The sequence below is a fragment of the Myxococcales bacterium genome (assembly GCA_016706225.1).
In the GTDB taxonomy this organism is placed as follows: Bacteria; Myxococcota_A; Polyangia; order Polyangiales; family Polyangiaceae; genus JADJKB01.
In genome coordinates this window covers 108,878-127,601 of record JADJKB010000024.1, presented here as the reverse complement: position 1 = coordinate 127,601, position 18,724 = coordinate 108,878, and the positions used below count along the sequence as shown (strand labels likewise).

At 66.6% G+C, this 18,724-nt stretch carries 19 protein-coding genes; 4 read left to right on the top strand and 15 right to left on the bottom strand.

What is annotated here, in order from left to right:
- Positions 1–4: 4 nt before the first annotated feature.
- Genes IPI67_36430 through IPI67_36405 form a run of 6 tightly spaced genes read right to left on the bottom strand, consistent with a single transcriptional unit; the run spans position 5 to position 4,375 of the window.
- Positions 5–1,246, bottom strand: coding sequence for an aspartate kinase (locus tag IPI67_36430; GenBank protein MBK7585661.1), 1,242 nt, complete (start codon positions 1,244–1,246; stop codon positions 5–7).
- 57 nt (positions 1,247–1,303) lie between these two features.
- Positions 1,304–1,924 carry a nucleotidyltransferase family protein gene (locus tag IPI67_36425; protein MBK7585660.1) on the bottom strand — a complete coding sequence of 207 codons (621 nt, stop codon included), beginning with the start codon at positions 1,922–1,924 and terminating at the stop codon, positions 1,304–1,306.
- A 26-nt stretch (positions 1,925–1,950) separates the two neighbouring features.
- Positions 1,951–2,358 (bottom strand): PilZ domain-containing protein, encoded by a 408-nt coding sequence (locus IPI67_36420; GenBank protein ID MBK7585659.1) that lies wholly within the window; start codon positions 2,356–2,358, stop codon positions 1,951–1,953.
- A gap of 58 nt (positions 2,359–2,416) precedes the next feature.
- Positions 2,417–3,133: a hypothetical protein gene (locus IPI67_36415; protein ID MBK7585658.1), complete on the bottom strand. Its 717-nt coding sequence runs from the start codon at positions 3,131–3,133 to the stop codon at positions 2,417–2,419.
- 49 nt (positions 3,134–3,182) lie between these two features.
- A complete protein-coding gene (locus IPI67_36410; protein ID MBK7585657.1) occupies positions 3,183–3,941 on the bottom strand; it encodes a DUF922 domain-containing Zn-dependent protease in 759 nt (252 codons plus the stop codon).
- A complete protein-coding gene (locus IPI67_36405) occupies positions 3,938–4,375 on the bottom strand; it encodes a hypothetical protein (GenBank protein ID MBK7585656.1) in 438 nt (145 codons plus the stop codon). Before IPI67_36405 ends, IPI67_36410 begins: the two co-directional genes overlap by 4 nt.
- 120 nt (positions 4,376–4,495) lie before the next feature.
- Between IPI67_36405 and IPI67_36400 the strand changes: the two genes are divergently transcribed.
- Together IPI67_36400 and IPI67_36395 are read left to right on the top strand one after the other, a co-directional pair.
- A complete protein-coding gene (locus IPI67_36400; GenBank protein MBK7585655.1) occupies positions 4,496–4,999 on the top strand; it encodes a hypothetical protein in 504 nt (167 codons plus the stop codon).
- Between the two features lie 55 nt (positions 5,000–5,054).
- Entirely contained in the window at positions 5,055–5,603 is a 549-nt protein-coding gene (locus tag IPI67_36395; protein MBK7585654.1) for a hypothetical protein, read from the top strand.
- 68 nt (positions 5,604–5,671) lie between these two features.
- Here IPI67_36395 and IPI67_36390 read toward each other — a convergent pair whose 3' ends face one another.
- The 6 genes from IPI67_36390 to IPI67_36365 form a co-directional block, all read right to left on the bottom strand.
- Positions 5,672–6,739 carry a hypothetical protein gene (locus IPI67_36390; protein ID MBK7585653.1) on the bottom strand — a complete coding sequence of 356 codons (1,068 nt, stop codon included), beginning with the start codon at positions 6,737–6,739 and terminating at the stop codon, positions 5,672–5,674.
- Positions 6,740–6,831: 92 nt separating this feature from the next.
- Positions 6,832–7,230 carry a hypothetical protein gene (locus IPI67_36385; GenBank protein MBK7585652.1) on the bottom strand — a complete coding sequence of 133 codons (399 nt, stop codon included), beginning with the start codon at positions 7,228–7,230 and terminating at the stop codon, positions 6,832–6,834.
- On the bottom strand, positions 7,230–8,246 hold the full coding sequence (locus IPI67_36380; GenBank protein MBK7585651.1) for an FAD binding domain-containing protein: 1,017 nt from the start codon (positions 8,244–8,246) through the stop codon (positions 7,230–7,232). The genes IPI67_36385 and IPI67_36380 overlap by 1 nt, the downstream gene beginning before the upstream one ends.
- A 4-nt stretch (positions 8,247–8,250) precedes the next feature.
- Entirely contained in the window at positions 8,251–10,611 is a 2,361-nt protein-coding gene (locus tag IPI67_36375) for a molybdopterin-dependent oxidoreductase (protein MBK7585650.1), read from the bottom strand.
- Between the two features lie 82 nt (positions 10,612–10,693).
- Positions 10,694–11,404 (bottom strand): class I SAM-dependent methyltransferase, encoded by a 711-nt coding sequence (locus IPI67_36370; GenBank protein MBK7585649.1) that lies wholly within the window; start codon positions 11,402–11,404, stop codon positions 10,694–10,696.
- Positions 11,405–11,429: 25 nt separating this feature from the next.
- Positions 11,430–12,059, bottom strand: a complete 630-nt coding sequence (locus tag IPI67_36365; protein MBK7585648.1) for a class I SAM-dependent methyltransferase — start codon at positions 12,057–12,059, stop codon at positions 11,430–11,432.
- A gap of 422 nt (positions 12,060–12,481) precedes the next feature.
- Between IPI67_36365 and IPI67_36360 the strand changes: the two genes are divergently transcribed.
- Positions 12,482–12,787: a hypothetical protein gene (locus IPI67_36360; protein MBK7585647.1), complete on the top strand. Its 306-nt coding sequence runs from the start codon at positions 12,482–12,484 to the stop codon at positions 12,785–12,787.
- 66 nt (positions 12,788–12,853) lie between these two features.
- Here the strand turns inward: IPI67_36360 and IPI67_36355 are convergent, their stop codons facing one another.
- The 3 genes from IPI67_36355 to IPI67_36345 form a co-directional block, all read right to left on the bottom strand.
- Entirely contained in the window at positions 12,854–13,567 is a 714-nt protein-coding gene (locus IPI67_36355) for a class I SAM-dependent methyltransferase (GenBank protein MBK7585646.1), read from the bottom strand.
- 14 nt (positions 13,568–13,581) lie between these two features.
- Positions 13,582–14,400, bottom strand: coding sequence for a hypothetical protein (locus IPI67_36350; protein ID MBK7585645.1), 819 nt, complete (start codon positions 14,398–14,400; stop codon positions 13,582–13,584).
- A gap of 222 nt (positions 14,401–14,622) precedes the next feature.
- Positions 14,623–15,483 (bottom strand): hypothetical protein, encoded by an 861-nt coding sequence (locus tag IPI67_36345; protein ID MBK7585644.1) that lies wholly within the window; start codon positions 15,481–15,483, stop codon positions 14,623–14,625.
- A 339-nt stretch (positions 15,484–15,822) separates the two neighbouring features.
- Between IPI67_36345 and IPI67_36340 the strand changes: the two genes are divergently transcribed.
- Entirely contained in the window at positions 15,823–18,666 is a 2,844-nt protein-coding gene (locus tag IPI67_36340; GenBank protein MBK7585643.1) for a thrombospondin type 3 repeat-containing protein, read from the top strand.
- The last annotated feature ends 58 nt before the right edge of the window (positions 18,667–18,724 follow it).

Here is an 18,724-nt window from a genome sequence, read left to right as displayed (position 1 = left end):
GCGCTCAGAGATCGCTGATGGTGCCTGGGCTCTGATCCAGGCCGAAGCCGTCGTGCAGCGCCCGCACGGCGAGCTCCGTGTACTTGGAGTGGATCAGACAGCTGACCTTGATCTCGCTGGTGCTGATCGCCTGAATGTTGATGCCGTCGGCGGCGAGCAGCCGGAACATCTTCGAGGCGACACCGGCATGAGAACGCATGCCGAGGCCCACGATGCTGACCTTGACGATGTCCGGGTCGTACTCGACGGCGGCGCCGCCGATCAGCCGCGCCTTTTCCTCGATCAGATCCTTGCACCGGGCAAGATCCGTCTTGGCCACGGTGAACGTCACGTCCGTGGTGGTCCCGCTCTCACGCGACGGACTCTGGATGATCATGTCGACGGACACGTTGCGCTCGGCGAGGGAGCCGAAGATGGCAGCCACGATACCCGGACGGTCCGGCACGTTGATGAGCTGCACCTTGGCTTCGCCTTTGTCGTAGGCGACGCCTGCGACGACGACGGACTCCAGACCTTCTTCGTTGGTGACCATGGTTCCCAGGTTGTCGTTGAAGGAGGACCGAACGTGGATCGGCACTCCGTATTTCATCGCCAGCTCGACCGAGCGAATTTGCAGGACCTTGGCGCCGAGCGAGGCAAGCTCCAGCATCTCTTCGTAGCTGATGCGATCGATCTTGCGCGCAGACGGGCAGATGTTGGGGTCGGTGGTGTAGACGCCGTCGACATCCGTGTAGATCTCACACACGTCGGCCTTGATGGCCGCCGCCACGGCAACCCCTGAGGTATCGGAGCCCCCGCGGCCCAGCGTGGTGATGTTGCCGTCCGGGTCGACGCCCTGGAAGCCGGCGACGACCGCGATCTCTCCGCGGTCGAGGGTGGAGCGAACCTTGCTGCCCTCGATGGTGTGGATGCGTGCCTTGGTGAACGCAGCGTCGGTCTGGATGTTGACCTGGTGACCGAGCAGGCTGCGCGCCTTGCCGCCGAGCGCCTGGATGTTCATGGCCACGAGCGCCGCGCTCACCTGCTCGCCCGTGGCGGCGAGCACGTCCAGCTCGCGCATTTCTGGGGTGGGGCTCACCTGGTGCGCCAGGCCGAGCAGTCGGTTCGTCTCGCCGGACATTGCACTCACGATCAGCACGACGTCGTTGCCGGCGCGCTGACACTCGAGCGCGCGGTGCGCCACGCGCTGCATCCGTTCGAGGCTACCTACCGAGGTGCCACCGTATTTTTGGACGATCAGGGCCACGCGGACGGCTGGCGATTAGCGAAGGGCTGGCGCTCTGTCAACGACGGCCGTCGAAGCTCACGTCTTCCCGCCGACCCCCGCGGTGAGCGCGCTCAGATCCGTGGGGGTGTCGATGTCGTCCAAGACACCGTCGTCCTCCACCGCGAGGTCGAAAATCCCGCCGCCGGCCGCGAGCACGTCACGGATCGATGCCGTCGAGGCGGCAGCCAAGAGCCCCGCGACGGCGCTCCGCGACAAGAGCACCGGATGTCCTCCGCGGCCGGAGACCAGCGGTCGGAGCGCGCCGTGTCCGGCACGCGCTCGCTCGGCGATCAAATGCCCGATGGTCTCGACCCGCACGCGCGGGTGATCGAGGAGCGAGAACAGCACCGCGTCGGCCGCGGGAGCCACGCGCGCTACCTCGCGCAGCCCCGCCTGCAGCGAGCTCAGCATGCCGCGTTCCGGGCTCGGGTTTCGGGCAATGCTGCAACCCGCGACCGCCGCAGCTACCTGTGCCTCGTGTGGGGGTCCAACCACGACGATGACGGGCTCACAGCCAGCGGCCCGCAGCGCGTCTACGCTTCGAGCCGCAAAGCTCGCGCCACCGAGCTCGGCGAGCGCTTTGGGTCCACCGAAGCGCGCGGACTCGCCCGCGGCGAGCACGACGCCGGCGATCACGGGGCGGTCACTCGGTTGCACTGTGCCCCGAGCATAGAGCGAACGCTTCAGCTGGCCAGGCGCGCGATCTCGCTCATGCGTGCGTAGCCCGAGCGGTACGCCGGGGGGATCGGCGGCAAGCGCCGCATGAAGGCCGACAAAAGCAGCCGGGAGAAGTCCGAGATCTGGGTCAGCTCGAGGCCGAGCCCGCGGCGGGTTTCGCCCGGGCGTCGACCGTGGACGACTCGTGCCACGGTTGCTTCGGCGTCGATGTAGTCGCGGATCCCTGGCAACTGAAACGACACGATGACGGGCTCGCCGGTCAGCACGACGTCGGCAGGCCCGACCAGGAAGCCGTCCGGCGACACGTTCTCGATGACGTCTGCAACCAGGCTGAAATCGCGGAGGCGAACCACCTGACACGGGATGCGGGCAGTTCGCCGAACGATCCGAGGAGAAAAACTGAGGGGGAGCATGGGTGAGAGATCGTAGCCGTCGGCGCACGCCGATGGCCAAGTCTCTGACGCACGCGACTCACGGAAAGAGCGGGCAGCTGCCGTTCACCGGTTTCATGCACTGGTTCTTGCAACCAGCCTGACCGCACGGATAACAGCACTTGAGCCCCTGGAGGCACTGCACGTCGGTGGTGCACGTGCTGCCAACGCCGGCGTCGCCGCTGGCGCCCGCGTCCATGCAGCTCTTGTCACCGGTCACGTCGACGCCCGCGACTGCAGCATCGCAGCTGTTGCAGTAGAACTGGCCATCACAACCGCACACACCGGGGCAGCTGTCGGGACACAGGGTCGGGCGCTTTTCGCAAGTGCCGGTCTGGTCGGCGTACCCGCAGGAGTCCGGCACGAAGTTGCAGTACTCGGACTTCGCGCACTGCTTACCTTGTTTGCCACCGCACACGGTGCCGGTGCCGCCATCGGTCGCGCCGCCGGTGCCGCTGGTTCCGCCTGCGCTGGTTCCGCCTGCGCCAGCCGCGCCGCCGGTGTTGGTTCCTCCGCTCCCGGCGCCGCCGCCCACGCTCGTGCCGCCGCTCCCCGCGCCGCCCCCGATGTTCGTTCCGCCGGCCCCGGCGCCGCCGCCCGTGCTCGCGCCGCCCGTGCTCGCGCCGCCCGTGCTCGCGCCGCCCGTGCTCGCGCCGCCCGTGCTCGCGCCACCCGTGCTCGCGGTGTCGTCGCTACTCGAACCACTACAAGCCCCGAGCGCCAGCCCAAGGCCAACCAAAGCCATTGCGATCCGCATGCCGACGAAGTTAGCGCAACTCGCCCGCGAACGCCCGCCCAGCGTCTGGTCAGGGGAAACGCGCGCCCTGCGTCGCGCCGTGCCGGGTGTCCCGATCGTAGGTCTTGTCCTTCTGTTTGTAGACGTCGAGGACTCGGTTCGCTTCTTCGTTGGCCTCGCGGTTCATCGTGTCGCAGTCCCGGGCAGAGCCGAGGCCCTTCAGCTTGACGAGCACCGCACGGGCCGCCATCAGACCGTGCTCTTTGTGGCCGTTCTCGTGGCGTTCGAGCGCCTGAAGGTACCTGTCCCAGCGCGTGGTCACGTCTGCCGGCGCATCGTCGGGAGGTCTCCAGTCCGGGAGTGTCATCGTCACGCTGACGGAGACCTTCACCGGTCCCGTGCCACAGCTCGTCGGCATGCGGTCGTAGGGGTAGGTCCAGCGCACATACCAGCGCGTGTACGCGTCGTGTCGGCTGCCGTCGATGGTCGGACCTCGCCGATTGAGCTCTTGCCGGAGCTCCGCTGCGCTGCTGCCGAAGACGGAATACTTTTCGAGCTTGGTGTCCACCACAACTTCGGCCGGTAGGTCACCGGCATCTGGCTCCTCGACTCCGCTCGGCTCGTCGGCGGTGCTCGGGTCTGTCGCGGTCTCTTCCGGCGGGTCGGGGGAGAGCGCCGTTGCGACGGGTACGGGTGTCGGAGTCGAGGTCCCGCTCCGCAGGAAGAACACGGCTCCAACAATGGCGCCGATGAAGAGCAGCGTGAAGCAGCCGATGCCGCCGAGCACCAGCGCGATGATCCACGGTGTCTTGCTCCCGCGCTCGCTCACTCGTCCCCCAAGAATACCTCGCCGCACTCGAGCTCCATACGCAGGTACCCATCCTCTTCTGGGACCCACTCGAGGATGCTCAGGCTCAGTCGACCACTGAGCTCCTGTGCCCGCGACAGCGCCGCCGGCGCGTCCTTACCGTAGCTCCAGCGCACCTGATAGTGCACGCCCGGTTTGTCCTTCGCTTCGCTGGCCCGGGCGTCTCCGAGCTCCTTCGTGAACATGATGAGCCGCCCGCCGCACCAGGTGGGATCTTGTGGCTCGCCCTCGGTCATGGGTTCCCGTGCGGGCGGCTGCCCGACCGGATCGGCGCTCGATGCCTGCGGGGCTCCTTCGACCCGAGTCTCGACCACCGGCGTCTCGGGGGCGGGCGCCGCGTGGCAAGCGAGCGCCAGAAGGCCGGCGAATACCGCCGCTTCGTGGGCACCGCTCATGCCCGCAGGCTTACCACGACGGCCGCTCTGGCCGCTCCTGCCGGGACGGGCGCACGCGAATTTCGCCGGCGCGAAAGAAGATCGGAAACCCACTCCGACTTCCCGCCGAGAGAGGCCGCCATGACACACCGAAGCCACCCCCTGTTCGCAGCCATCTCTCTCGTGATCTGTCTGGGCACCGCGGGATGCGGCGCGGGGAGCGATGGTGTTGGTGGGGGCGGCAACGCCGGAGCGGCCGGCGGCAACGGTGCCGACGGAACGAGCTGTCCGACGAAAACCGGCCCCGCCGCAGCCGACGATTACTCGAGCATGCTGCTGGGAAAATTCTCCGGCAACCGCGACTCCTTCATCTACGCCTGGGAGTTGCGCGCGGACCACACTGCGCTGGTCGGCGATCACACGTCGGATGACCCAGCTCCAACGACGGACCTTTGCAGCTGGTCAGTCTCCGGTGCCGACGAGATGCCGGACTACGACAGCCGATGGCTCATCAGGTTCTCGCCCAGCGACGACACCATGAAACCCGAGACCCACCAGATCGTCGTGGTCGCGACGGACGGCTTCACGCTCTACCGAAAGATCGAAGGGCACGACGTGTTCACCGAGATGCAGCGGGTCAAGTGAGGGAGCGCGAAGGGAACCCGCAACTCGCTCCAAGGTTCACCCGAGAGAGCTCCCCATGAAACAACGAAGCCTGAAGTCATTCGCTGCTCTCTCCGTTCTGATCTGTCTCGGCACCGCAGGGTGCAGCGCTGGAAGCGACAGCGCTGACGCCAGCGGTGGCGCGGCAGGCAGCGTCGGCAGCGCCGGCAGCGCCGGAAGCGGCGGCGCCGCGGGTGGCACCACGAACACGGACAGCTCCCCGGACGCCGGTTGGCCCACGCAGCCTGCCCCTGCGGCGGATGAGCTCGCGAGCCTGCTCGTGGGGCAGTTCGCCGGACAGCTCGAGACCTCTACCTACGAGTGGGAGCTCCGCGCTGACCACACGGCCACGCTGAAGACCTTCGAAGCGGAGCAGCTGGCGTCGAGCCACGACTGCGAGTGGTCCGTCTCCGGCGCGGACAAGCTGCCGGATTTCGACGGGCGCTGGCTCGTGACGGTCTCCGCCAGCGACAACTCGATGACCCCGGAGACGCACGAGATCGTACACGTCGAAGCGAGCCAATTCGTCATCTTCCGGAACGTCGAGGGGACCAACACCTACCGAGAGATGCTGCGCACGAAGTGAGCGGCGCCGCTGGCGCGGAGCTGCTCGATCGATGCGCTCCGCGCGGCGCTGCTCTCGAGCTCGAGCCGCTAACGCGCCAGGCGGTTGATCGTGCTCTGCTGCTGGTCGGACCAGTAGACGAAATTCGCGTCCAACGCGATGCCGCCGGGTTTGCCGGCGATCGGCACTGATTTGCCGGTACCCGCACCGAACTCGATGCCCTTGAGCGCGGCGCTGTCGAGCGCGTAGAGACCCTTCGTGTCCACGCGAAAGTCGCTGGCGTTCGTGGTAACGAGCACGTCGGCGGCAGCGGTGACGACGCTCGCAAATTTCGCTGCACCGGCTGGGGTCAGCGCGTAGAGATCGCTGCCGGCGAAACCCACGCGGGTGTAACCGGCTGCCGCGGATACCTGGCCGCACCCCGGGCCCACCGAGCAATGGTCGACCCCGCCCATCGCGGTGAAGACCTCGGCGTCGGAAGCGGCCAAGCCGGTGAAACTCACGGTCTGCCCAATCGTATCGACGGTCTTCCAGGTTCCGCTCGCCTTTTCCATCCGTCGGACCGTCAGATCTCCGTTGCACGCAAAGAAGAGATACAGGGCGTTGTGCGCCAACGGAGCCGTCGACGAGACCTCGGTGCAGCCGACGGCGTCGACCAGCACTGTCGACTCTTTGGTCTTCTTGTCGAACCGGGTCACGGCGATGTTCACGTTCGTGGTCGCCACGTAGACAAACTCGTCGTCCACCAAGATGTCACCGACGCTCGGCGCGGCGCCGATGTCCGCCCATTTTCCGATCGGCGCGGCGGAGCCATCCTTGGGAGCGCGATGTAGCTCCCATCCCCCGCTGGCGGCCATTGCAAAGAACACGTCCTTGTCGTCCACCGCCAAGCTCGTGATCTGGGGAATGGCGCAGTCGTAGAGCAGGCCGCCAGTCCCTTTCACACAGGCGCCTCCCCCGGACGCGCCACCCGTGTTGCTGCCCCCTGCACTGCTGCCGCCCGTACTACCGCCACCCGTGCTGCTGCCGCCGGTACCGACCCCCGCGCCGCCCCCCAAGCCCCCGGTCGTGCTCCCGCCCGCTCCATCGTTGGTCGAGGTCGACGAACAGGCGAGCGGAAGACACAAAGCGAACGGCGCGAGCCAGCGGTGGACCATCACTTGGAATCCTAGGCCGGCGCCGGAAGGGAGGGAACATGCACGTTCGAGAGGCGTCGACCGCGAGGCGGCTCCGCGAGCCGGGGCGATGGTCAGCGGGAATTCTTGCTCTCCCGACACGCCACGTTTTCCCGGACCTGCACCAGCTCATTCCCCGCGAAGGCCGCGCGCACCGCGTGGATCAGCGACCGAGCCTTCTCGGGCGACACTTCCGCCAGGGAGTAGCAGTAGTCGTCCTCCCCTTCCTTGCCCCAATCGGCAACCTTCACTGCCAAAAACACGGCGTTCTGAGTCTCGAAATCACTCACGACCCGTTCGAGCTGACCTGGTGCGTCCGGGTCCGTCCCCTGCCCGATGCTGCTCAAGGTGACGACCAGCGGGTAGCGCGCGAGCTCGGGCGCGCTCGGGCGCGAGGTCGACCCCCCGCTTGCCGCGCAGGCGAACGGCAGCACGCACGCGCCAACCCCGAGCAGCAGCGACCCGACACGCATCACGTCAGCGGCCGCTCGCCCAGCCCGACGGCCGCCATCAATGTGCGCCGCACGTAGACCGGGACCATCTCCTGGCGATAGTCGGAATCACCGGGGATGTTGGGCATGGGGTGGCACTGTTTGAACGCGCGAGCGGCGACGGCGCGCGCCGCGTCTTCGAAGCTCGCTTCGCCCGGACGCGTGCCGCGCATGGTGTCCGCGACGTCCTTGACGTGCAGTGGGCGGGCCTGAAGCGCCACCAGCGCGACGTCCGCATCCACCACGGCACCACCATCGAGATCGACACGCACCGCGATGCCGAGCTGTGGAAAGTCGAACGAACCCCGCTCGCGCATCTTTCCGTACGCACCGCGGTGACCCGGGTGCTGCGGCGGAACCCGCACGTTCACCAGGAGCTCGTCGAGATCCGTCTTTTTGTTGAAGATACCGTCCGTCTTCCATAGCTCGTCGATCTTCGCGCGCCGCGCGCCGCGGGTGCTTCGGAAGTCGAGCTCCCCGCCGAGGGACATCAGGGCGGGCGCCGTGTCGTTGCTGGCCGCAGCGACGCACTTCTTGCCACCGGCGACGACGTGACAGACCGTGCCGTCCTTCTTCAAGCAGAACCCGAGGGCCTGCCGCCAGAAGTGGGTCTGGTTGATGTAGCGACAGCGGGTGTCCAGCATCACGTTGCCGCCAAGCGTGCCCATGCGGCGGATCTGCGGGCTCGCGACGATGCCGGCAGCCTGAGCCAAGGCCGGTGCACGGGCGACAACCGCCGGGTGCTGGGCCAGAGTGTCGAGCGGCGTCATGGCGCCGATCACCAGCGTGCCGTCGGCCTCGACCACGATGCCAGCCAGCTCGGCCACGTTCGCGAGTGACACCAACAGCTCCGGCTCCGCGAGTCGGTGTTTCAGGTTGGGTAACAAGTCGGTGCCGCCGGCGATGGGCAGCGCGCGACCGTTGTGCTCGGAGAGAAGCGCGAGCGCCCCTTCCAGGGTGGTCGGGCTCTCGACGGAAAACTGCGGCAGCCTCAGCATGTGCCTACTCCGCCGCCTGAACCTGGCGCGCGCGCCGTTGTTCGACTTGCTCACGCTGTTCGCGGAGCGCCGCGAGGACCTTGGCCGGTGTGAACGGCAGGTCGTGCAAACGAACGCCGATGGCGTCGTAGATGGCGTTACCAATGGCCGGGATCGCCGAGTGCAGCGGGCCCTCGCCCGCCTCCTTCGCGCCGTACGGCCCCTCGGGATCGATGCTCTCGACGATCAGCGACTGGATCTCCGGCGTGTCGAGGGTGGTCGGGATCGGGTAGTCGAGGAGCGACGGCCCGGTGTGCAGCCCGCGCGCGTCCACCGCGTGGTTCTCCATCACGGCCTCGGCCGCGCCCATGTAGACCGACCCATCCATCTGCCCCGCCACGAGCGTGGGGTTCAGCGCGCGACCGCAGTCGTGGGCGACCCAGATCTTGTCCAGATTGATGCGCCCCGTCTCGACGTCGACGCTGACCTCAGCGATGTGCGCGGTGAACGAGTACGCCGGCGAGGCGCCGATCGTGCCGCCTCGGTACTTCCCGCCGAGCTCGGGGGTGTTGTACGCGCCGGTCGAGCCGAGGGTGTCGAGCTTGGCCTCGGCCAGCTGAAACGCCTCGCGCACGCTCATCTTGTGCTCGACGTCGGCCAGGTCCACGACTTCGCCCAGAGCCATGTAGATGCGGTCGGACGCGACCTCCCACTTCTGGGCCACGACCTCGACGATCTGCGAACGGAGTTTGCGACAGGCGTCGATGGTGGCGTTGCCGACCATGAAGGTCACGCGGCTGGAATACGCCCCGAGATCGACTGGGCAGAGATCCGTGTCCGCGGCGACGACCCGCACGTGTTCTGCCGGCACGCCGAGCTCTTCGGCGACGATGTAGCGCACCACCGAGTTACTTCCCTGCCCGATGTCGTTGCCGCCGGTGAACACCGTGACGATGCCGGAGCGATCGACCTTGAGCTGAATGCCCGCTTGCGGCATCTCGTTGGGATAGACGGCGTAGTTGGTGCCGGAGATGTACATGCTGCCGGCAACACCGAGCCCTCGCCCGTAGGGCAGCTTGGCTCGGCGGTTCTTCCAGTCACTGGCGCCCTCGACGGCGAGCAGGCATTCGGCAAAACCATTGGAGGTGATGCGCTGCCCGTTGACGGTCTCGGTGTACGCGCCCTGGAAGTTCTTGCGCCGGATCTCGATGGGATCCATCTCGAGTTTCTCCGCGACCTCGTCCAGCAACACCTCGAACGCGAACCGCGGCTGCACCGAGCCGTGCCCGCGCTTGGGCCCGCACGGCGGTTTGTTGGTGAACACCCGCGTCGAGTCGAAGCGGTAGGTCGGGAAATCGTAGGGCCCCGTCAAGAGCTGACCCGAGTAGTAGGTCGTGACCAGACCGAAGGAGCTGTAGGCGCCCCCGTCGATCAGGATCTTCGCGTCGACGCCCGTCAGCCGGCCGTCCTGCGTGGCGCCGGTCTTGTACCGGAGCTTCATCGGGTGACGCCCGCGGTGGGTGTAGAAGACCTCTTCTCGGGTGTAGAGCATCTTCACCGGGCGCCCGGTGACGAGCGCCAGCTTCGCCACGCAGAACTCCAGGCTGAAGGGATCACTCTTGCCGCCAAACGCTCCACCGAGACAGGGCTGGATCACCCGAATTTGCTGCTCCGGCAGCTCGAGCACCTTGGCCAGCGCGCGGTGAACGTAGTGGGTGATCTGGGTCGCGCTCCACACCGTCAGCAGGCCGTCCGGTGACACGCGTGCCACGGCGCAGTGCGGTTCGATGGGCGCGTGGGTCGTGCCGTGAAAGCCGAACTCACCCTCGACGATCACATCCGCCGAGTTGATGGCACCGTCCACGTCTCCAAAGTCGAGCAGAACGTGTTTGCTGACGTTGCTCTTCTTGTCCTCGTGGATCTTCGGCTCGGCGTTCGCGAGGGCATCTTCCGGATCGAGGAAGACGTGGAGCGGCTCGTACTCGACGTCGATCAACTCGAGCGCCTGCACGGCGGTGTCCTCATCGATGGCAGCGACCGCAGCCACGGGATCACCAACGAAGCGCACCTTGTCCAAAGCCAGAGCGTTCTCGTCCTGAGTCCACGGAATGACGCCGTACCGCTCCGGCATGTCGCGACCGGTGATGACCGCGTGTACGCCCGGCAGCGCGAGGGCGCGGGTCACGTCGATGCTCTTGATGCGCGCGTGGGCGAGCGGGCTGCGCAGCGTCTTGGCGTGCAACATGCCGGGCAGCTGGATGTCGTCGGTGTAGATGGCCTCACCGGTCGCCTTCGACAGACCGTCGACCTTTCGATGCGACTTGCCGACGACGGTGAAGCCCTTGTCCCACGGCGGCTTGGGACCGTGAATGTCGCGCGCACCCATGCCCGTTTCCTAACGCGGGGGTCCGAACGTGACAACTGGGAGCAAGGGGCGCTCCGGGTGTTTCCGTGCTTTCGACGGCCGCTCATCCCCGGGAGACGAACACCGCCGTGCACTCCGGCAGCCGCGCCCAAGCGTTTTCGCGGATGCGTTTGGCCATGGCGTCTCCGAAAAACCCTCCAGCGATGCGCGCGGTGGTGTCCACGTCCGGAAAGACGTAGTCGGTGCGGATGACACTCCGCTCGAAGCCGTGTCGTCGCTCCAGAAACTCGAAGTACTCGTCGAGCGGCTCGTTCTTGCGAGGTGTCTCGTGCCCGGTACCGAGGCTCTCGACCAGCACGCGATGTCCGCCCGGACGGAGCACGCGGCGCATCTCGGCGAGGGCTTCATCAACGTCGGTGCGCCAGGTCTCGGGCATCCACGAGCGAAAATGCCCGAACACCCAGGCCGCGATGGCGACGTCGGCGGACGCGTCCGCGAGCGGCAGCTCCCGGACGTCCGACAGGTGGGCGGTGAAGTTCTGGATGCCGTTCTCGGCGAGCCGGCGCTCGGCCAGAGCGAGCATCGGCGCCGCACGCTCGACCAGGTGTACGTGTGCGACGCTACCGCTGAGCAAGCGCGCGATGCGTCCCGTACCTGCACCCACGTCGACCAGCACTGCCCCGCTCAGCGGCACACGGCGCGCTAGCTCTCGCGGTAGCTCTCCGTCGGCGTCCTCCGCGCAGATGAGCTCGTCGTACTCGTCGGCCCGCTGCTGGTAGATGCGCGCCTGCTCTTCGCTCTCGGGTCTGACCATGCTCCCTGCTTTTTGTGTCTCTGGTTCACTGCTTGCGCCACACACTCGCGAGCCACGGCTGCCGATCTCGCGGGAGACCGCTGGGCCGGTAGTAGTGCTCGAGCGCCTCGAACCCGGCCCGCGTCGCATGGCCTCGCCAGCTCTCCCAGCAGAGGAACGATCCGTAGCGGTTGCCGTGCCACTCCTCGCGGTCGGGGCCGTGCGGATTGGAGCAGAAGAGGACGCCGCCAGGTTTCAGTGTCTCGCGGAGCTCCGAGAGCACCCGCGGCAGCTCCTGGCTCGGCACGTGGAAGAGCACGGCGTTGGCAAACACACCGTCGAACCGCGCGCGCGGCAGGTCGAGCCGCAAGAGATCCTGGTGCAGCACCTCGGCGCCAGTCCGCTCCCGGGCCATGCGCGCGAAGCTCGCCGAGCCGTCCAGCCCCACGGCCAGGTGACCCAAGCGGCCAAAAGTCGCCAAGTCCCGACCCGGCCCGCACCCCAAATCCAAGATCGAGAAAGGCGGAGTGCCCTCGATGTGCCGGAGCAACGCATCGACGTTCTGGCTCACGTCGTGGTCTTTGGTACCTTCGCGGAACGATTCTGCAGACAGCTCGTAGTGCGCGATGGTGCCTGTGCTGACTCGCTCGAGCTCTTCAGGCGTGAGATCGCGCAGCGCCACCCTCGGACTCTAGCTGGGAGGCCAACCCCCAGGAAACACGAGTCACTCGCATGCCAAGCATTGGCCGAAGACGCAGATGGCTAGAGCGCCGAACAGGTTGAACGTCGTTTGTTTTCCGGGACTTGCAAGGTGTTCGGCGCTCGCGCGCGGAGCGCGCACGGCCGAAGGCCGGGGGTTTGTGGCGCAGCCCCAACGTAAAGGTCCTAGAACACGAGCAGCGCAAGCCGATCGGTGTTCTAGGGGCGCATGGCTATGACCCACACGTCGGTGAGATACTGCTGGAATGGCGAAGGTGGACTACGAGCGGGTCGCGACGCGCGCGGAGTTAGAGCGGAGGTCGGCCAGTTCTTTGGGCGGGTTCAAGCACGCCGACCACGGCGCTCGACCGCTGATGGTAAGTTGGATATGTTCAGCGCATGGGGATGCTTGGAACGCGCTGGGAAGCCGAGCATGAAGGGCACGAGCTCGTTGTTTCACGCAACGAGCTCACCAAGGGCTTCAAGCTCGAATGGGATGGAACGGAGATCGCACGCCGTTCCTGGTCGTGGATAGGTCTCGGTGAGCTCCACGCGACGGCGGACGCTACCCGCGGCAGCTACCGCGAGGCACACCGCCAGGTGGAGGTCCAAGTCGCCATCACTTGGGGTGGAGTGAACGCACTCGACGGCGAGTGCACGATCACGGTGGACGGCCACGAGATCCCGGTCAGACACGTGAAGTAGAGCCATCGACTCAGCTCCTAGCTGGAAAGGGTGGCCATGAGGGCAGGCGCCCGCGCCGACGACGCGTCAGCGTGTTGCAACGACGATGAGCACCCGCTCGAACGGTGGCGGGCAGACGTCGCCTCGCGCTTCTGTTCGGAAGCCCTGACCCTCGAGCAGCGTCCGCACCTTGGGCCACGCGAACGTGAGGTAGTACATCACGAACTCGGGCTTCCAGACGGCATTGCGCACGCGCATGACGCCGTTGAAGGCGTGAGTGGCCCAGCGCCATGGCGAGCTCAGCGGTGGCATCTCTCCGGTGGCAAAGAGAAAACGTCCTCCGGGTCGCAGCGCGCGCCAGATCCCGCGAACGAAGCGCTCTTCGTCGCGTGGCAGGATGTGACCCAACGCGCCGACGCAGGTGACGACGTCGAACTCCCGCTCGAAGGGCATATTGAGTGCGTTGCCGTGCACCAGCTCGACGCGGGCCTGACCGGGTGCGTCGCCGAGACGCCGACGTGCCTCGCTGAGCATGCCCTGGCTGAAGTCGATGCCGACCACCCGCGCCCGGCAGACGGCGCGAAGGTGTGCCATCGCCGCGCCTGTCCCACAGCAGACGTCCAACGCAGAGTCGATGGAGCCGGGGCCCCCGATGAGATCCACCATCGGCGCGAGCACTGCATCCGGTGTGCGAAACGGCGTGTAGTCGAACTTCGGCGCGAGCAGGTCGTAGCCGCCCTCGGTAGACGCGAGAGCCTGCCGCACGAGCTCGAAGAACGTGGGTCCTTTGGCGTGGAACATGGGCCGCGCCCGCCTTACGGTTTCTTCCGTGTGAGCGCCACCAACGTGCCTTCATTGTCGCCGCCGTACATACTCGAGCCGCACAGCGCCACCGACACTTGATACGGGCCGCCGAGCGGGATCTTCATGGGCGACGGCGTCATGAGTACGAGGCTGTGCCCGCGCGACGATGCGGCGTCGCTCAGCGTGACGTGCGGCGGAGGTTGAGGTTTGCACGCCCTGCCCTTCGGGCACGGCTTGGGGACGAAGCGATCAGACACCCAGCCCTCGGTGTTGAAGCCGCCCGCCTGCACGGACTTGCGTGACAGCTCCGCCAGAGGCAGGCGAGGCCACGCCTCGAGCTTGGCAAGCGGTGCCGAAGAGTGCACTTCCATGAGACAGCCGGCGGCGGGCGCGCCCACCGTTCGGTCGAGAATACTCGCGCCACGCAGCTCGGCATACGGGCGGCCGGCGTCGTCGGCCCCACACCACACGATCGAAAACTGGTGCCGGCGACCGAGCGCCAGATACTCGCCGCGCTCGTTGTGGCCCGCCCGGAGCTCGATGTTCGTGCCGTCGTCGGCAGCGACCGTCGCAGTCAACGGCGAGAGCTCCGCACAACCGACCGGTGAACCGCCGCAGTTGTAGCCGGGTTTCAGTGCATCGAGCTTGCCACTCACGTTGACGCCGCCACGCCGGCTCGAAACCTCACGACCACTTGCAGTGGGCCAAGCCCGCAGCCCACCCACCCCCACCCCTGAGGCACAACGCTCCTCCGGCGGTAGCTCCGACAACGCCTCGGTAGGGACCGGCGCTGGCTCAGCCAGTTCCTCGGCGGCGGCGGCGTCGCGCACGGGCGGGTCAGGTAGGACACTCGGCGCGGAAGGGTGCGCCGGCTCAGCGCAGCCAAAGTGCAGGAACAACCCGGCGGCCCATGCGAAGCTCCCGCTTCGCCAGCGCCGAGCTCCGAACGCGCCCGCCCTGCTGCCCATCATCCCGCTCGCAGTGTCCAACATCTTCATGACCTTCGCCTGGTCCAGGAGATCATGACACTCTCGCAGGCGGTGAGCCTGCGCTCAAGGCCCCTGACACAGCGACGTCGAGGTGCTGACTCTCTGTCCGTTCACACAGGTAGACAGGGTCGCTCCGGAGCACTCGGGCGCTGCTGCCTCTTCGCCGCACTCCGCTGACACCGGCGCCGGGTAGATACAGCCCTCCGAGCCGTCCGGGGTGGTGCCGCAGATCCCGCCAAGGCGCGTGCAGTCATGGTAGCTCACTTGACCCATGCCGTCGCAGCCGAGGCGAACGTCACCGTCACAACGGTCCTTCGTGCTGATGTCCTTGGGGCACGCCGAGTAGTGTCGGTCGGTACAGCCGGTCTCGCTCTTCGGATCGCACTCCGCGAACGCCCGCGCGCAGTCGCGACTGAACGAAGCACCAGCTCCTTTCAGCGTTGCCACACTGCCGTTGCACGACACCTCGAACTTCTCCGAAGCAGAGCAGCCGTCCTCCTGACAAGTGATCCTGGAATCGCGCTTCGTCGCACAGGCGTTGACCGCGCCGCAGTCATTGGTGTGCGTGAGCACACAGTCGACCCAGTACTCCGCGCGCTCGTTGCGAGCGGACCACTGGCTGATCGGAATGGCGCGCTCGGCCGAGAAGACCATGTCGGAGACGCAGAGCTGAACCAGAGAGACTCGGGTCGACTTGTCCTCAGCGGTGACTTCAGGGGCGCAGGCGCCTGCCAGCGCGCAGGCATCGAGAATGGCTTGCTCATCGATGGCCGGGACCTGTGTTGGCGCCTTGGGCCAGGCCTCCGCCGCCGAGGCAGCAACGGGCCCCTCGGGATCCGTGAGGCGCGGCGAATCGTCGTCGTGCCGGAACGAGCAGGCGGTGGAGAGACAGACAATCAGGAAAGAAGCGGAGAGAGCTTTCATGACCGAGCCACTCTGCACTGGTCATACCAGTCCACACAGTCGCCCATTTTCCAGCACTTAGCCTCGCCGCGCAGCACTCTGCGCGTCGCTCTTTCGCCACAGAGTGAGCGCAGGGCGTCAGGGCCTCGACCACACCGAGTCGGAGCTCGCCGGCGGGACTGTGCTCTGGGCGCACCGGCGAGCTCCCTCGGAAAATCGACGGGGACCGCTGCAAGATCGACGCGCGCGCTTGTCTTGGATTTGCCAGATCCGCGCGCCGTGGATCCGGCGTCCCATTTCCATTTCCGCGCAGCCAACCGGTGATCACACCACCGGTGAGGCGGCATTGCGAGCAATCGAATGACTCACCTCGGACGAATCATCTGGGTGGCCGGAGCGGCATTGCTCGCGGGCTGTGCTGTCGACGGGGCAGGCGACCTGACGGGGACGCCCGCCAAACAATCGAGCCCGAGCAGCGATCCGTCATTCCCTCCCATTGACGGCAACGACAAGTACTTTGATCCGGGGCCGCCGCTGGCGACTCCCGACGACGTCGAGCTCGACAAACGCTTCGTCTACCACCAGAACGTGATCGACACCCACCAGTACAGCTACAGCATCAGGAAGAGCGACCCGACACACCTCGAGCTCGTGAGCCTCGCTGGCTTCGCGCTCCCGGCGGACGTCGGCGACGAGAAGCCACAGCAAGCGCCCGAGGCGTACGACATTCAGCTGCCCGATCACTGGGATTCGCGCGAACACGGCGTCGGGATCCCGCCCGTTCGCTCGCAAGGCAGCTGCGGCAGCTGCTGGGCCTTTGGCACGGTGGGTGTGGTCGAGGCCGCCATCGCCGTCTACGACAAACAGATCGTCGATTTGAGCGAACAATTCGTGCTGAACTGCAGCGGCAAGGGCAGCTGTGGTGGCGGGTACTGGGCCTACACTGCCTTCACCAAACAAGGCGGTGTGTGGGAGAAGGACTACCCGTACACGGCCCACGATCAGTACTGCAAGAACGTCCCAGAGCACCCGTACAAGATCGAGTCATTCCACAGCATCCAGACCGGCGACATCAGCGCGATGAAGGCCGCCATCCTGCAGCACGGCTCGGTCGGTGTGACCATGAGTGTGTGTGGGTCGTTTCCCGGATACGGCGGAGGCATCTACGACTCGAACGAGTGCAACTACTACTCGACGAACCACATCGTCACGCTCGTGGGCTGGAACGATACCGTGCAGCACAAGAGTGGCAAGGGTGTGTGGATCTTGCGCAACAGCTGGGGCAGCAACTGGGGCGACAACGGATACGCACTCATCGCGTACGGCAAGGCGCGCATCGAAGAGAATCCGACCTACGTCATCTACAAACCCGAGGACCCGACCGACACGGACGGCGACGGCGTCACCGATCTGCACGACAACTGCAAGGACACGCTCAACGCTGATCAGAAGGACACGGATCACGACGGGAAGGGGGACGCCTGCGACGCCCACTTCGACCCCTTCGAGGAGAAGCTCTCACTCACTGACGACGACAGCCGCAAGCTGAGCCTCGGTTTTTCGTTCCCCTTCTACGACACGAGTTATCCCGAGGTGTACGTGAACGCCGATGGCAACCTCAGCTTCGGAGCCGGCGACAACGCGAGTGTTCCCAGAGACAAAAGCCGCTTCTTGACCGGCGCACCCCGCATCGCGGCCCTTTACGCCGACCTCAACCCCGCGGCCGGTGGCTCGGTGAGCTGGGGCAAGAGCGCAGCCGATGCGGTCTTCGTGCGTTACGACAAGGTCGGCCGCTTCGACAAAACCGGCAGCGGTAGCGTGACCGTGACCCTGAACGCCTCCGGTGCCATCAGCTTGGCGTACGGCGGTGTGAGCGGCTCGGGCTACGTGGTCGGAGTGTCGCGCGGCGGCGCGGGCAACAACGCGGGCGAGCTTCAGCTCAGCCCCGGCAAGCTCGCGTACAGCAGCACGCCCGCCCTGTACCAGGTCTTCGCCAACAACTCCTTCGGCCTGCAGAACCAGACTCTGGAGCTCACGCCCGGCGACGGTCCCGGGCCGACTCCGCCTCCTCAGCCCGTCGAGACCGTGCTCAAGCTCAGCGACGATGCGTCCGCCGAGATCCCGCTAGGGTTCTCGTTCCCCTTCTTCGGCAAGAGCTACACGAAGGTCTTCGCAAACTCCGACGGCAATCTCAGCTTCGGGAGTGGTGACTCGTCGACGGCCCCACGCGACAAGGCGCGTTTCCTCGCTGGCGTTCCGCGCATCGCCGCGCTGTACCGGGACCTCGATCCGTCTGCGGGCGGAAGTGTGGCCTACGAAGCAAAAGACGGCACGCTCACGGTCCGATACCAGGGCGTCCGCCTTTACGGTTCGACCTCCACGAGCACGGTCGCGGTCACCCTGCACAAGGACGGGCTCATCGAGCTCGCGTACGGGCAGGTGGCGCCGGGCTCGTACGTCGTCGGCGTCTCCAGGGGCGGCAACGGCAACAGCGGCACCGAACAGTCGCTGGGCAAACTCGCCCAGCCCATCGGTAACGGTGGAACCGACACCATCTTCCAGGTCTTCTCCGGCTCCGCGCCCTTCGATCTCGGCGACAAGAGCATCGCCTTCAGCCTCGACGGCGGGGTCAAACCGCCCCCACCGCCACCGACCGAGTACCTGTTGCCGCTCTCCGACGACGGCAGCATGTCGGTGCAGCTCGGCTTCAACTTCCCGTTCTTCGGCCAGACCTACGCCTCGGCCTGGGTGAACTCCGACGGCAACATCACGTTCGGCAAGAGCGACAGCTCCCAGTCCGATCGCAACGAGACTCGCTTCCTCACCGGCGCCCCGCGGATCGCGCTCTTCTTCGCCGATCTGGATCCATCGGCGGGGGGCAAGGTGACCTATTACCACGAGGACCCTGCCAGCATCTCGGTGCGTTTCGCCAACGTGGCCCAGTGGGGCGGAGGGGGCACCGCGACTGCGACCGCAAAGCTGACGTCGTCCGGCGCTGTCACGTTGACGTTCGGAGATCAGTCCGCGTCCGGCGGCATCATCGGGGTCTCGAAGGGCGGCGCGGGCAACAACACCGCTGGCATCCCCCTGGCTTCGCTGCTGCAAAGCTCGTGGAGCTACTCGGCCTCCGGCTCGGTGCACGCGGCCTACTCGGGCAACGACCCATTCGGTCTGAGCGGGAAGTCGGTGACGTTCTCCCCCTGAGAGTGACGCGGGTCGACGCGCGCCAGCCTCAGGGTGCCGGCGCGCGTCGGCGCATTCC

Coding starts and splice junctions, on each gene's coding strand:
- IPI67_36380 (MBK7585651.1), bottom strand. CDS start 8,246: ATGCTGAGGCTGCCGCAGTTTTCCGTCGAGAGCCCGACCACCCTGGAA.
- IPI67_36345 (MBK7585644.1), bottom strand. CDS start 15,483: ATGAAAGCTCTCTCCGCTTCTTTCCTGATTGTCTGTCTCTCCACCGCC.
- IPI67_36385 (MBK7585652.1), bottom strand. CDS start 7,230: ATGCGTGTCGGGTCGCTGCTGCTCGGGGTTGGCGCGTGCGTGCTGCCG.
- IPI67_36375 (MBK7585650.1), bottom strand. CDS start 10,611: ATGGGTGCGCGCGACATTCACGGTCCCAAGCCGCCGTGGGACAAGGGC.
- IPI67_36390 (MBK7585653.1), bottom strand. CDS start 6,739: ATGGTCCACCGCTGGCTCGCGCCGTTCGCTTTGTGTCTTCCGCTCGCC.
- IPI67_36360 (MBK7585647.1), top strand. CDS start 12,482: ATGGGGATGCTTGGAACGCGCTGGGAAGCCGAGCATGAAGGGCACGAG.
- IPI67_36395 (MBK7585654.1), top strand. CDS start 5,055: ATGAAACAACGAAGCCTGAAGTCATTCGCTGCTCTCTCCGTTCTGATC.
- IPI67_36405 (MBK7585656.1), bottom strand. CDS start 4,375: ATGAGCGGTGCCCACGAAGCGGCGGTATTCGCCGGCCTTCTGGCGCTC.
- IPI67_36420 (MBK7585659.1), bottom strand. CDS start 2,358: ATGCTCCCCCTCAGTTTTTCTCCTCGGATCGTTCGGCGAACTGCCCGC.
- IPI67_36340 (MBK7585643.1), top strand. CDS start 15,823: ATGACTCACCTCGGACGAATCATCTGGGTGGCCGGAGCGGCATTGCTC.
- IPI67_36400 (MBK7585655.1), top strand. CDS start 4,496: ATGACACACCGAAGCCACCCCCTGTTCGCAGCCATCTCTCTCGTGATC.
- IPI67_36355 (MBK7585646.1), bottom strand. CDS start 13,567: ATGTTCCACGCCAAAGGACCCACGTTCTTCGAGCTCGTGCGGCAGGCT.
- IPI67_36370 (MBK7585649.1), bottom strand. CDS start 11,404: ATGGTCAGACCCGAGAGCGAAGAGCAGGCGCGCATCTACCAGCAGCGG.
- IPI67_36415 (MBK7585658.1), bottom strand. CDS start 3,133: ATGCGGATCGCAATGGCTTTGGTTGGCCTTGGGCTGGCGCTCGGGGCT.